Origin of the sequence: Brucella tritici (assembly GCF_008932285.1) — a bacterium.
Classification (GTDB): Bacteria; Pseudomonadota; Alphaproteobacteria; order Rhizobiales; family Rhizobiaceae; genus Brucella; species Brucella tritici.
The window spans coordinates 209,563-222,461 of record NZ_WBVY01000005.1 but is presented as its reverse complement, the minus strand read 5'-3'; the positions used below and the strand labels follow the sequence as shown (position 1 = coordinate 222,461).

Sequence of the window (12,899 nt, the reverse complement as noted above, 5' to 3'; positions counted from 1 at the left end):
CATCAACAGAACTCTCATCCCGCCAATGCCGCCGATCTACTCAAGCCAAACATCGCTGTCAAACTCTTTCAACCAACTCAAGGGACGAACCAGTCTGCCGCTAGCAGCGTCGCCGCCCTCGTTGTGGCGCCATATAGACCCCACTAAACAAATCTGTCAACGACCAATCCAAACTTTTCCAAAAAATCTTTCAACAGTCCAAATCCACCACAGACGCATCAGGCTCTTTATATATGGAACCATCCTGCTCTAGGCAGAGAGCCATCCCATGCGGTCCGCCACATCATTCGCAAGAGCGCGTACCCGCTTGCCCATATCCTCTATAGTGTCAGGACGGGCTTCTGCTGCCATCATGGACAGAGCGATGCCAGCCGTGGGGTGGAAAGGTCGATCGCATATCGCAGCGCCAATGCAGAACATGCCTTCGCGCAACTGGCCATTATCCAATGAATAGCCCCTTGCTCTTGCCTCAACCATCTCTGCCTCCAGCACCTTGAGCGAAGGCGCGCTCGCTGGCGTAATCAGTTCCGGCCATGCAGGTGGCAGATGACGCGCCAGTTCCTGCGGCGACATGGCGGCCAGCATGGCCTTGCCGGTCGCGGTAAAGACTGCGGGAACGCGCATACCGATGCGGAATGTGATTCCAAGAGGCGCGGTAGAGTTACGGCAGGAAAGATAAATGACATCCGGCCCTTCGAGATGCGAGAGTGTCAATGTATGCGCGCCGAGCCCATCCGCCTCCGCAACCGCTTCATGAAATGCATCGACAATGTCGCTGCTCGCCATGAACACATTGGCCCAGCGCACCGATTGCGACCCTATCGTGAAGCTTCCGTCACTGTTGAGCTTCAGCAGTTTGAGATGCACCAGCGTCTGGCAAAGTCCATGCACACTGCTTTTCGGCAAGCCGGTCCGGCGGGCCAGATCAGAAAGCTTGAGCCCGTCAGCAGATCCCTTGCCGCCTTCCTGAACGGATTGCGCTACCTGATCCAGGATTTGCGCCGCGCGCATAACCGCCGGCACCAGTTTCTGGGAACTCTCTTCGTCGCTCACCGTTTTCGTCATAGCTTTGCCATTCACCTCATCGACCGCCTGATTAACCGTTTGACTTTGGGTGTTGCGGCCTGTTTAATTCGAAATATCGTAAGCTGTTCAATATACTGAACACGCTTTCTCTGCAAGACTGGGATGGAACATCAATATGCTCGCTTTGAAAGACCCCTCACTGCTCAAATCGCAATGCCTCGTTGACGGGCGCTGGATAGACGCCACGGACGGCACCAAGATCGACGTCACCAATCCGGCAGACGGTTCGGTCGTCGGCACGGTTCCCTCCCTTTCTGTCGCGACCATCAAGGAAGCCATCGACGCTTCCGCAAAGGCTTTCCCGGCATGGGCCGCCAAGACTGCCAAGGAGCGCGCCGCGATCCTGCGCAAATGGTTCGACCTCATCGTGGCCAATGCTGACGATATCGCTCTTATAATGACGTCCGAGCAGGGTAAGCCGCTTGCAGAAGCACGCGGCGAAGTTCTCTATGCGGCATCATTCATCGAATGGTTCGCTGAAGAAGCAAAGCGCGTTTATGGCGACACCATCCCTGCCCCGCAGGCGGGACAGCGCCTGACAGTCATCCGCCAGCCGGTCGGCGTCACTGCCGCAATCACCCCATGGAACTTCCCGGCAGCGATGATTACCCGCAAGGCAGCACCTGCCCTTGCCGCCGGTTGCACCATGATCGTGCGCCCTGCCGACCTCACGCCGCTGACGGCACTGGCGCTCGGCGTCCTCGCCGAGAAGGCTGGCATTCCGGCTGGCGTTCTCCAGATCGTTACCGGCAAGGCGCGTGAAATCGGCGCCGAGCTGACTAGCAATGATATTGTGCGCAAGCTCTCCTTCACCGGCTCGACGGAAGTCGGTCGCCTGTTGATGGCGCAGTGCGCCCCGACCATCAAGCGCATCTCGCTGGAACTTGGCGGCAATGCGCCGTTCATCGTGTTCGACGATGCCGATCTGGACGCAGCCGTCGACGGCGCCATGATTTCCAAATACCGCAATGCGGGCCAAACCTGTGTCTGCGCCAACCGCATCTATGTGCAGCGCGGGATCTACGACAAGTTCGCCGAGAAGCTCGCGGCCAAGGTCAGGGAACTCAAGGTCGGCAATGGCACAGAACCGGGCGTGGTCATCGGGCCGATGATCGAGCCGAAGGCTATTACCAAGGTCAAGGCACATATTGACGATGCCGTATCCAAGGGTGCGAAGCTCATCACCGGCGGCAAGGAACTGGGCGGCCTGTTCTTCGAACCGGGCGTGCTGACCGGCGTAACCCCCGACATGATTGTCGCAAAGGAAGAAACCTTCGGCCCGCTGGCGCCACTCTTTGCCTTCGACACGGAAGAAGAAGTCATCGCCATGGCCAACGACACGATCTTCGGTCTGGCGGCTTACTTCTATACGGAGAATTTCAGCCGCGCGATCCGCGTCAGCGAAGGGCTGGAATACGGCATGGTTGGTCACAATACCGGGCTCATTTCCAACGAGGTCGCGCCGTTTGGCGGTGTGAAGCAGTCGGGCCTCGGTCGTGAAGGCTCCAAATACGGCATCGAGGAATATCTCGAGACCAAATATATCTGCAGCGCCTACAAGCGTTAAAAACCGCTGCTTTCCATACCGTTCCATGGAAAGTAGTCTCAAAGAAGATGGCGCGCATTGTTCGCGCCATCTTTTTTATTTATAGACGGTGCAACCGCTAATATGGCTCTCGCCTAAGATAATCCGGAAAATACATGCTGCGCCGCCTTTACGACTGGACGATTTCGCTTGCTGCAAGAAAATCCGCCGAATGGTGGCTTGCCATCATCGCCTTTGTAGAAAGCTCGGTCTTTCTTGTCCCGGCCGATGTCCTGTTTCTGCCCATGGCGCTTGCACGCCCCGAACGCGCCTGGCGCTATGCCTTCATCGCGACGGTTTCGTCTGTCCTCGGCGGCATTGCGGGCTGGTATCTAGGCTATCACGCCTATGAACAGATCGCCAAACCGGTGCTCGAAATGTACGGCAAGCTGGACACGTTCGAGCAATTGCGCGGCACAACCAGCGCCGATGCTATATTGTTGATGCTGATTACCTCCGGCCTCGCGCATCTGCCGCCGATCAAGGTGGTGACGATCCTGTCCGGTGCAGCCGGCATCAATATCTGGCTGTTTATAGCATCGGCTATCGTTGCGCGCGGTGCGCGCTTCTATTTTCTGGCCTGGCTGCTGCGCCGATATGGCGAACCGATCCGCGATTTCATCGAAAAGCGCCTTGGCCTGATTGCCAGCCTCGTGGCCGTCGTCCTCATTGCGCTCTTCTTTGCTGTGAAATATCTTCACGTCTGAGCAGTTCGCCCAAACTCGGTCAAAATAAATTGCTTGGAGACAAGCCAATTTTTTCGCTTAGGTTTATCTAAAGAGCCGTTTCAGGGAATCCCATATGGCGTTTGCACTCAATAATCCGGTCGGCAAAACACAGGCCTGGACCGCAGGCATCATGACCATCGGCCTTGCCGCAACTGTCGGCACGGCACTGGGCTTCGAACATCTGGCTGGCTTCATGCCCTGCAAGCTCTGCCTCGAACAACGTACGCCTTATTATATAGGCGTTCCGATTCTGGCTGCGGCATGGGTCTCCTACGGCCTGAAATGGCCCCCGATCCTGACGCGCGGTCTTATTTTGATCGGCGCGCTCTTGATGACCTTCGGGCTGGCGCTTGCCATCTATCATACCGGCGTGGAACTGAAATACTGGCCGGGACCGATCGACTGCAGCGCCGCAACGATGAAGGTGACGCTGGATGCGGGCAATCTCCTGAGCGACCTCAATTCCACGCGTCCACCCGCATGCGACAGCGCGCCGGGTCACTTCCTCGGCTTGTCTTTTGCCGGATGGAACGTCGTCGCAAGCCTGCTCTTTGCAGCTATCGGCTACTACGGCGCTTTTGCGAAAAGTGGGAAGTAAGAGTGGAAAACTATAGGGATTAGGGCTCCAGTTCGACATCCCAATACAGAAAGTCGAGCCAGCTATCGTGCAGATGGTTGGGTGGGAAAAGGCGACCGTTATTGTGCAGGTCCTGCACGGTCGGCATGGCCGGTTTCTGGCGCGGCCACATATGCGCGACGGCGGGCATCATGCCGCCCTTGCGCAGGTTGCATGGTGAACAGGCGGCGACCACATTTTCCCACGTCGTCTCGCCGCCATGGCAACGCGGGGTAACGTGATCGAAGGTCAGGTCATGCGGCGAGCCGCAATACTGGCACTCAAAACGATCACGCAAAAAGACGTTGAAGCGCGTGAACGCAGGGTAGCGCGGCGGCTTCACATAATCCTTCAGGCAAATCACGCTCGGAACGCGCATGGAAAACGACGGCGATGAAACGATGTGATCGTATTCCGCCACGATGTTCACACGTTCGAGAAACACCGCCTTGATCGCATCCTGCCAGGACCAGAGCGACAGGGGATAATAGCTGAGCGGACGGTAATCAGCGTTCAGAACCAGCGCGGGCAAGCCACTGGTCGAGACAGTTCTGGGTGAGACGGCAACAGTCAAGGGCGCACCTCCTTCAGAGCAACTCCGAAAAAGGGCGAAATGGCTCTCCATGCGGAATTGCGCTTTCATCGAAGCGCCGCGCGTCCATTTGGGCGCAACAACGACGCTCCAACCTTCCACGCATCGGTCCAAAAATCGAAATCGATTTTTGAAAAGCCCGATGCGTATTCTCAAATAATTAGAGCACCTTTGTGCGCCCCATAGGGCGCACGGCGCTCTAAGGACGGGACTGCAATCAGCAGAAAATCAAGCGTCTGCGAATCGAAATTCCGTCATCAGCCGATACGGATAATGTAAGCCCGACGTGACAGGATTGTGAAGCGGAAACGCATTTATGCTTCGGGAAACACGCAAGTTTTACAGCAGCATCTATAAAAGTGGGGCCGCTTCGCGCCCCTTGATCGCTGCATAATAAGCCCAGAACAATCGCGCCGCCACGCCGCGCCACGGCGCCCAGTCTTCCGCCAGCTTGCGAAGGGCGACGGCATCGGGCCGGATCTCATGGGCGAAGGCGTGGCCAACAGCCGTCTGCAAGGCCACGTCGCCAGCCGGAAACACATCTGGATGACCGGCAGCAAACAGAAGATAGACCTCTGCCGTCCACGGGCCGATGCCCTTGATCGCCGTCAGGGCCGCGATTGCTTCCTCGGCAGGCAGATCGCAAAGCCCGTGCAGGTCGAGGCCACCTTCGGCAAGCGCTTGCGCGACTGCCAGAAGCGTTCTTTGCTTGGGGCGCGAGAGACCGGCAAAACGCCAGGCCTCCTCCCCGCCCGCAATATAGGCCTCCGGCGTCAGCGGATCGATGGCCTGCTTCAGCCGCGCCCAGATCGCGGCGGCACTGGCGGTTGAAACCTGCTGCGCAACAATGATGGAAGCCAGACTTTCAAATCCGGGTTCGGACCGGCGTAGCGGCACCGCATGGGAGCGGCTGCGAATATCGGCCAGCCGCATATCGGCGAGAACCAGAGCATCCAGCCCGGTCTCAATATCGCTCAATGTATCGATCCGCCGCATCGCACAGCCTTTCATTCTCTCGGTGCACAACGTACCAATGGAATCAGATGACATTCAACTGACATCGGCAACTGACATCGGCAACTGACACCGGAAACTGACACCGGAAACTGACATTGAACCCGCCATGACCGTACCCGTTTTCCGCTTTGCTCCAAGTCCCAATGGCCAGCTTCACCTTGGCCATGCCTATTCCGCTCTTCTGAATGCAGACATGGCCAGAAAGAGCAACGGGCGCTTCCTGCTGCGCATGGAAGATATCGACACAGCACGCTGTACGCCTGCGCTGGAACAGGGTATTTACGACGATCTCCGCTGGCTTGGCCTGACATGGGAAACCCCTGTGCGCCGCCAGTCGGAACATTTCGGCGAATATCGCAACGCCCTGACCAAACTTGCCGACAAGGGCCTCGTCTATCCGGCCTTCCTCAGCCGGGGCGAAGTTCGCGAGCGGATCGGCGAAGCTTTCGCCAAGGGCAAGGACTGGCCTTCCGACCCGGATGGAACACCGCTCTATCCACAAAGCGAGCGCGATCTGACTGAGAAAGAACAGATGGAACGCATCGCCTCGGGCATGTCCTATGCCTGGCGACTCAATATGGAGAAAGCACTCGACGTGGCTGGCGAAGCGCTCTTCTGGAACGAAAGCGGCCAAGGCCCGGACGGCGAGACCGGGCGCATTGCCGCCGACCCTGCCCGCTGGGGCGACGTGGTGATTGCACGCAAGGACACGCCGACCAGCTATCACCTCTCCGTTGTCGTGGACGATGCCTTGCAGGGCGTCACCCATGTCGTGCGCGGGCATGATCTGTTTCACGCGACATCCGTGCACCGGCTGCTGCAGAAGCTGCTCGGCCTGCCCGAGCCATTTTATCACCATCACGATCTTGTGCTGGGTGACGACGGATTGAAACTGTCGAAAAGCCGCCAGGATACGGCGCTCGCATCATTGCGCGAGCAAGGCTTTACGCCCGACGATATTCGCGCCAAGCTATCGCTATAAAAACTATTTTCGCCGCAGCGTCACAGATGATGTGCCTGCGCACCGATTGACGAAAGCCCGCCAAAGCGGTTCAAAGGCAGCATGATAGCTGGCACTGAAGAGTGCTGGCGGCAGATTTGTTTATTTTGAAGGAGGCAGAGCCATGGTTTCTCAGAAAGCCGGTAATTACGTTGAGATTGAAGGCTTGCGCGTTGCCCCTGAACTGGTGGAGTTTCTGGCTGCGGAAGCCGCACCCGGTACTGGCGTTGAACCAGAAGCCTTCTGGAAGGGCTTTGCTGCCATCATCCGCGATCTCGCACCAAAGAACCGCGCCCTCCTCGCCAAGCGCGACGACCTGCAGGCCAAGATCGATGCCTGGTACAAGCAGAACCGCGACAAGGGCTACAGCCAGGCCGATTACCAGCAGTTCCTCAAGGACATCGGCTATCTTCTGCCGGAAGGTGGAGAGTTTTCGGTTTCGACCACCAATGTCGATCCGGAAATCACCCATATTGCCGGTCCACAGCTTGTCGTTCCGGTCATGAACGCACGCTATGCGCTGAACGCCGCCAATGCGCGCTGGGGTTCGCTCTATGATGCGCTCTACGGCACCGATGCGATTTCCGATGCCGACGGCGCGGAAAAGGGCAAGGGCTACAATCCGAAGCGCGGCGAAAAAGTCATCGCCTGGGCGAAAAACTTCCTCGATGAAAGCGCGCCGCTTGCCACCGGCAACTGGACCAATGTCGCCGGTCTCGCCGTCAAGGACGGCAAGCTTGAAATCAAGCTGACCGACGGTTCTGCAACGGCGCTGAAGGATGCCAGCCAGTTCAAGGGCTACAATGGCGATGCCGCCGGCCCGACCAATGTGCTGCTGGCCAAGAACAACATGCATGTCGACATCGTCGTCAATGCGGACCATCCGATCGGCAAGACCGATCCGGCCCATATTGCCGATGTTGTTCTGGAATCCGCCGTCAGCACGATCCAGGATTGCGAAGATTCAATTGCTGCCGTGGATGCGGAAGACAAGGTTGCCGTCTATCGCAACTGGCTTGGCCTGATGAACGGCAAGCTGGAAGACACGTTCGAGAAGAACGGCAAGCAGATGACCCGTCGTCTCAACGGCGACCGCACCTACAAGGCTGCGGACGGTTCCACGCTGTCGCTCAAGGGCCGCTCCCTGATGCTGGTGCGTAATGTCGGCCACCTGATGACCAACCCGGCGATCATCGATGCCGAAGGCCACGAAGTGCCGGAAGGCATCATGGATGCAGCCTTCACCAGCCTGATCGCGCTGCACGATATCGGCCCGAATGGCCGTCACATGAATTCGCGCGAAGGCTCGGTCTATATCGTCAAGCCGAAGATGCACGGGCCGGAAGAAGTGGCGTTTGCCAATGAAATCTTCACCCGTACCGAAGAACTGCTCGGCATGAAGCCGAACACGCTGAAGATCGGCATCATGGATGAGGAGCGCCGCACCACGGTTAACCTCAAGGAAGCGATCCGCGCCGCCAAAGACCGCGTCGTCTTCATCAATACCGGCTTCCTCGACCGTACCGGCGACGAAATCCATACCTCAATGGAAGCTGGCCCGATGATCCGCAAGGGCGACATGAAGCAGGCCGCCTGGATCGGCGCTTATGAACAGTGGAATGTCGATATCGGTCTTGAATGCGGCCTTTCCGGCCATGCGCAGATCGGCAAGGGCATGTGGGCCATGCCGGACCTGATGGCGGCAATGCTGGAACAGAAGATCGCCCATCCGAAGGCCGGTGCGAACACCGCCTGGGTGCCGTCGCCGACCGCCGCCACCCTGCACGCGACGCACTATCATCAGGTGGACGTTGCCGCAGTTCAGGCAAAGCTGAAGAGCCGCCCGCGCGCCAAGCTCGACGACATTCTGTCGGTGCCGGTCGCAACCCGCCCGAACTGGACGCCGGAAGACATCCAGCACGAAATCGACAACAACGCGCAAGGCATTCTGGGTTACGTCGTGCGCTGGGTCGATCAGGGCGTTGGCTGCTCTAAGGTTCCGGACATCAACAATGTCGGCCTGATGGAAGACCGCGCAACGCTGCGCATCTCCGCACAGCACATCGCCAACTGGCTCTATCACGGCGTCGTTTCGGAAGCCCAAGTGATGGAAACCATGAAGCGCATGGCTGCCGTCGTCGATAAGCAGAACGAGGGCGATCCGCTTTATCGCCCGATGGCCGCTGACTTCGACAAGTCGATTGCCTTCCAGGCCGCCTGCGATCTGGTCTTCAAGGGCCGCGAACAGCCGAATGGTTACACCGAGCCAGTCCTGCATCGCCGCCGTTTGGAACTGAAGCAGGTCTCCTAAAAGTGGGAACCGGTTTTAGGAACAAGAATGCGCCAAAGCAAAAAGTGAAAGCTCAGGGGTGATTCTTTTCACTTGCAAATGATTGAATACGGCGGGAGAAATCCCGCCGTTTTCTTGTTCAATAAGGCTCTGAAATGACCCTCACCATCCGCCACGCGACGGAAGCCGACCTCCCTGCCCTGCTCGCCATCTATAATGATGCGGTAGAGAACACACTCGCCATCTGGAATGAAACGCTTGTCGATCTGGAAAACCGTCGTGAATGGCTCAAGGCCCGCAATCGTGATGGCTTTCCGGTTCTGGTTGCCGAACGTGAAAGTCAGGTCGTTGGCTATGCGAGCTATGGCCCATTCCGTCCGTTCGAGGGTTTCCGCCATTCCTCCGAACTTTCGATCTATGTGGCGAGCGACGCACGCGGCGGCGGCATCGGACGCGCTCTCCTGACCGAGCTTGTGGACGAAGCGCGCGAGCGCAAGGTGCATGTGCTGATTGCCGGTATCGAAGCGGGCAATACCGCTTCCATCGCGCTGCATAAATCGCAGAGCTTTGAGGATTGCGGCACGCTGAAACAGGTTGGCCAGAAGTTCGGGCGCTGGCTCGATCTGACCTTCATGCAGAAAATTCTCTGATTGAAAAAAGGCCGCTTTCGCGGCCCTTTTTATCAGTTCGGCTGTGGAACTACATTCCCGGCCGAGAGCTCAGTCAGACCGATCTCACCTTCGACCTGATCGCTGCGGGCCATCAGGTAAAGACCAAGGCCGCAGGTCAGAACGGCGATGAACACCAGATACCAGGCATGGGCCATCGGATTGACCGCCAGAAGCGACGTCACGATCACCGGCGTCAGACCGCCAAAGACCGCATAGGAAACATTGTAGGAAAACGACAGGCCTGAGAAGCGAACCGGTGCCGGGAATGCGCGCACCATCACATAAGGCACCGCGCCAACCATGCCGACCGAGAGCCCCATTACCGCATAAAGCGCGAACAGAACCGGCAGCGAAACCGCCGCATAGGTGTAGAAAACAAAGGTCGCGACGCCGAAGAAAATACCCGCAACGGCAAAGAAGCGCCCGCTGCCGATACGGTCCACGATAGCACCCGCCGTCACCGTTCCGAACATCAGGAACAGCGTGCCGAAGCTTGTGGCTGCAAGCGACTGCAAAGGCGTATAGCCATAAAGCTTCTGCAGGAAAGTGGCCGTCATCAGCGTGGTGACAACAATGCCTGCCGACAAGATCCAGGTCAGCAGCACGGAAATGACAACCCCATGCATGTGGTTGCGCAGAACGGTGCCAAGCGGCAGCTTGTCCTTCAACAGATGGCTGTTCTTCATCTCGGTGAAGATCGGCGTTTCCGCCAGCCAGCGGCGCAAATAAACGGCAAGCAGGCCGAAGATACCACCGATGAAGAACGGAATACGCCACGCATAGGCGGACAGCTCTTCGGGTGTGAAAATCCAGTTGATGGCAGTGGCGATCAGCGAACCGATCATGATGCCTAGCGTCAGGCCCGAACAGAGAAAACCACACGCCATGCCAACACGATTGGCAGGCACATGCTCGGCCACAAAGGTCCATGCGCCCGGCACTTCACCACCAATGGCGGCACCCTGCAACATACGGAACACGATCAGCAGGATCGGCGCGCCGACGCCCAGCGTCGCATAGGTCGGCAGGCAGGCCATGGCCAGCGTTGAAATCGACATCAGGAACACCGAGAAGGCGAAGACGCGCTTGCGGCCGAATTTGTCGCCGAAATGCGCCAGTACGATGCCGCCCACAGGTCGCACCAGATAACCGGCTGCGAAAATACCGAAGGTCTGGATCAGCACCAGCCAGTCCGGCATGTCGGGCGGAAAAAACAGATGACCTATGACGCTCGCAAAGAACACGAAGATGATGAAATCATAAAACTCCAGCGCGCCGCCAAGGGCCGAAAGGCCCAGCGTGCGGAAATCCTGCCGGTTAAGCGGACGCGGACTATTGCTTGCGTGGAGATTCGTCGATGCCATCGATTCGCTCTCTTCTGATCGGGTCGCTGATATGATGCCCTTATTTCAGGGCCGCGTTTTAATGCGCCAATTGTGCATGCACTGCAAGACTTGACTTCCGGACACCAAATCTTATTTTAGAATTATTCTAAACTTTGGATTCCCCAGATGCTGAACCGATTCTTTCGCAACGACCGACGCCCTTTCGATTCGCTTTCCGAACAGGAAATTCTGGCGCTTGCCATATCCTCCGAAGAGGACGATGCACGCATCTATCTCGCCTATGCCGATGGCCTGCGTGACGAGTTTCCGCAATCGGCGAAAATCTTCGAACAGATGGCAGCGGAAGAACACGGGCACCGGGATGCGCTGATCGAACGCCACAAGGCCCGCTTTGGCGACCGGATTCCGCTGATCCGCCGCGAACACGTCAGCGGCTATTACGATCGCAAGCCGGATTGGCTGGTGCGTCCGCTGGGCATCGACAAGGTGCGTGAAGCTGCATCGGAAATGGAAGAACAGGCCTATCGATTCTATGTCGAGGCGGCCAAGCGCGTCAGCGACGCAGACACTCGCAAATTGCTGGGCGACCTTGCCCAGCAGGAAAAGCAGCATGAAGCCAAGGCCGAATCGCTGGAACACACGCTGACACCGGATGATGTGCAGGATGAGGAGCGCGCAGCCGAGCGCAAGCAGTTCATCCTCACCTATGTCCAGCCGGGGCTTGCAGGCCTGATGGACGGCTCTGTCTCAACGCTCGCCCCGATCTTCGCTGCGGCCTTCGCGACACAGGATACGTGGCAGACCTTTCTGGTCGGCCTGTCCGCCTCCGTCGGCGCCGGTATCTCGATGGGCTTCACCGAAGCAATCCATGATGATGGCAAGCTGTCCGGTCGCGGCTCGCCGATCAGGCGCGGCCTGTCCTGCGGTATCATGACGACGCTGGGCGGCCTTGGCCATACCCTGCCCTACCTGATCAAGGATTTCTGGACCGCCACAAGCATTGCAGCGATTCTGGTCTTCTTCGAACTCTGGGCCATCGCCTTCATCCAGAACCGTTATATGGAAACACCGTTCCTCCGCTCTGTGCTTCAGGTGGTTCTGGGCGGCGGCCTCGTGCTGGCGGCAGGCATCTTGATCGGGAACGCCTAAACCGTCACCGCATCCTGCGGTCGGGAAATCGGTTCCTCGAAAGTCTCGATCGCAATGCGGCCTTGCCGGGAAACGGTGACAAAACTGTTTGCCGGCACCGCCATCCAGTTGGCGGCCTCGCCGTCCAGCGGCTCCGACACCACGCATATGCCGGACGATCCGCCAAGTGTCGCCGTATAAAGCGTCGGCGCGAAAGCGTCGGTCGCATAGCGGATAGCGTAAAGCTGGTTTCCATCGGAGAAGGCCGCAGTCAGCCGCAGAAATGGCGGCACGCCGCCGCGCACCGATTCCTCGACAACCGTTGCCACCATGCGCTTCATGGCAAGCACAGGGTCACTGTCGAGACCGAATTCCAGCATCAGAAGAAAGATCAGTTCCGAATCGGTTGCGCCATGTTTCTGGCCATAGACATCATCGCTCAAATGGCTTTCCAGCCTGCGACGCAGCCGGTCGAAGTGACCGATCTGGCCGTTATGCATGAAGCTCCAGCGTCCGGAAACGAAGGGATGGCAGTTGGACCGGCTGGTCAGGCCGCCGGTCGAAGCCCGTACATGCGCAAGGAAAAGGCGCGATTGAATTTGTCGCGCCAGACTACGGAGGTTCTGGTCGGACCATGCGGGCAGAATATCCCGATAAAGGCCGGGCTCATCACGATGGCCATACCAGGCAACGCCAAATCCGTCGCCATTGGTACGCGTTTTGGCTTCATGCGCATCGTGGCTTTGTGCCACGAGCGAATGGCAGGGAGACGATATGATGTCTTCCAGATAGGTTTCAGGTCCGAGATAGGCGGCCCAACGACACATTTGCGATCCGGTG

12 protein-coding genes are annotated in these 12,899 nt (G+C 58.0%); 7 read left to right on the top strand and 5 right to left on the bottom strand.

Translation table 11 applies throughout. The annotated features are described in order from the left end of the window. Positions 1-249: 249 nt before the first annotated feature. Positions 250-1,065 (bottom strand): IclR family transcriptional regulator, encoded by an 816-nt coding sequence (locus tag F9K94_RS20090; protein ID WP_151647974.1) that lies wholly within the window; start codon positions 1,063-1,065, stop codon positions 250-252. A 136-nt stretch (positions 1,066-1,201) separates the two neighbouring features. Between F9K94_RS20090 and F9K94_RS20085 the strand changes: the two genes are divergently transcribed. The 3 genes from F9K94_RS20085 (at position 1,202) to F9K94_RS20075 (ending at position 3,997) form a co-directional block, all read left to right on the top strand. Next, positions 1,202-2,653, top strand: coding sequence for an NAD-dependent succinate-semialdehyde dehydrogenase (locus F9K94_RS20085; protein ID WP_151647972.1), 1,452 nt, complete (start codon positions 1,202-1,204; stop codon positions 2,651-2,653). Positions 2,654-2,787: 134 nt separating this feature from the next. Then, complete coding sequence (locus F9K94_RS20080; RefSeq protein ID WP_061348074.1) at positions 2,788-3,378, top strand: YqaA family protein; 591 nt, start codon at positions 2,788-2,790, stop codon at positions 3,376-3,378. Between the two features lie 94 nt (positions 3,379-3,472). After that, the gene (locus F9K94_RS20075; protein ID WP_151647970.1) at positions 3,473-3,997 is read left to right on the top strand and encodes a disulfide bond formation protein B; all 525 of its coding nucleotides are present in this window, start codon (positions 3,473-3,475) and stop codon (positions 3,995-3,997) included. A gap of 19 nt (positions 3,998-4,016) precedes the next feature. On the opposite strand, the gene F9K94_RS20070 is transcribed toward F9K94_RS20075, so the two are convergent. After that, positions 4,017-4,589, bottom strand: coding sequence for an HNH endonuclease (locus F9K94_RS20070; RefSeq protein WP_010661320.1), 573 nt, complete (start codon positions 4,587-4,589; stop codon positions 4,017-4,019). A 369-nt stretch (positions 4,590-4,958) separates the two neighbouring features. Continuing rightward, complete coding sequence (locus tag F9K94_RS20065) at positions 4,959-5,603, bottom strand: DNA-3-methyladenine glycosylase family protein (RefSeq protein ID WP_151647968.1); 645 nt, start codon at positions 5,601-5,603, stop codon at positions 4,959-4,961. Positions 5,604-5,730: 127 nt separating this feature from the next. On the opposite strand from F9K94_RS20065, the gene gluQRS reads away from it, so the two are divergent. The 3 genes from gluQRS (at position 5,731) to F9K94_RS20050 (ending at position 9,564) form a co-directional block, all read left to right on the top strand. After that, positions 5,731-6,606, top strand: a complete 876-nt coding sequence (gene gluQRS / locus F9K94_RS20060; RefSeq protein WP_151647966.1) for a tRNA glutamyl-Q(34) synthetase GluQRS — start codon at positions 5,731-5,733, stop codon at positions 6,604-6,606. A 142-nt stretch (positions 6,607-6,748) separates the two neighbouring features. Next, on the top strand, positions 6,749-8,935 hold the full coding sequence (locus tag F9K94_RS20055; protein WP_151647964.1) for a malate synthase G: 2,187 nt from the start codon (positions 6,749-6,751) through the stop codon (positions 8,933-8,935). Positions 8,936-9,069: 134 nt separating this feature from the next. Beyond that, positions 9,070-9,564, top strand: coding sequence for a GNAT family N-acetyltransferase (locus tag F9K94_RS20050; RefSeq protein WP_151647962.1), 495 nt, complete (start codon positions 9,070-9,072; stop codon positions 9,562-9,564). Between the two features lie 32 nt (positions 9,565-9,596). Here the strand turns inward: F9K94_RS20050 and F9K94_RS20045 are convergent, their stop codons facing one another. Next, positions 9,597-10,949: an MFS transporter gene (locus F9K94_RS20045; RefSeq protein WP_151647960.1), complete on the bottom strand. Its 1,353-nt coding sequence runs from the start codon at positions 10,947-10,949 to the stop codon at positions 9,597-9,599. Positions 10,950-11,096: 147 nt separating this feature from the next. Here F9K94_RS20045 and mbfA point away from each other — a divergent pair, with 147 nt between their 5' ends. Further along, on the top strand, positions 11,097-12,080 hold the full coding sequence (gene mbfA, locus F9K94_RS20040) for an iron exporter MbfA (protein ID WP_151647958.1): 984 nt from the start codon (positions 11,097-11,099) through the stop codon (positions 12,078-12,080). On the opposite strand, the gene F9K94_RS20035 is transcribed toward mbfA, so the two are convergent. Next, the gene (locus tag F9K94_RS20035; RefSeq protein ID WP_061348069.1) at positions 12,077-12,886 is read right to left on the bottom strand and encodes a class II glutamine amidotransferase; all 810 of its coding nucleotides are present in this window, start codon (positions 12,884-12,886) and stop codon (positions 12,077-12,079) included. The genes mbfA and F9K94_RS20035 overlap by 4 nt on opposite strands. Positions 12,887-12,899: the final 13 nt, after the last annotated feature.

Coding starts and splice junctions, on each gene's coding strand:
- F9K94_RS20090 (WP_151647974.1), bottom strand. CDS start 1,065: ATGACGAAAACGGTGAGCGACGAAGAGAGTTCCCAGAAACTGGTGCCG.
- F9K94_RS20050 (WP_151647962.1), top strand. CDS start 9,070: ATGACCCTCACCATCCGCCACGCGACGGAAGCCGACCTCCCTGCCCTG.
- F9K94_RS20055 (WP_151647964.1), top strand. CDS start 6,749: ATGGTTTCTCAGAAAGCCGGTAATTACGTTGAGATTGAAGGCTTGCGC.
- F9K94_RS20080 (WP_061348074.1), top strand. CDS start 2,788: ATGCTGCGCCGCCTTTACGACTGGACGATTTCGCTTGCTGCAAGAAAA.
- gluQRS (WP_151647966.1), top strand. CDS start 5,731: ATGACCGTACCCGTTTTCCGCTTTGCTCCAAGTCCCAATGGCCAGCTT.
- F9K94_RS20075 (WP_151647970.1), top strand. CDS start 3,473: ATGGCGTTTGCACTCAATAATCCGGTCGGCAAAACACAGGCCTGGACC.
- F9K94_RS20085 (WP_151647972.1), top strand. CDS start 1,202: ATGCTCGCTTTGAAAGACCCCTCACTGCTCAAATCGCAATGCCTCGTT.
- F9K94_RS20035 (WP_061348069.1), bottom strand. CDS start 12,886: ATGTGTCGTTGGGCCGCCTATCTCGGACCTGAAACCTATCTGGAAGAC.
- F9K94_RS20065 (WP_151647968.1), bottom strand. CDS start 5,603: ATGCGGCGGATCGATACATTGAGCGATATTGAGACCGGGCTGGATGCT.
- mbfA (WP_151647958.1), top strand. CDS start 11,097: ATGCTGAACCGATTCTTTCGCAACGACCGACGCCCTTTCGATTCGCTT.
- F9K94_RS20045 (WP_151647960.1), bottom strand. CDS start 10,949: ATGGCATCGACGAATCTCCACGCAAGCAATAGTCCGCGTCCGCTTAAC.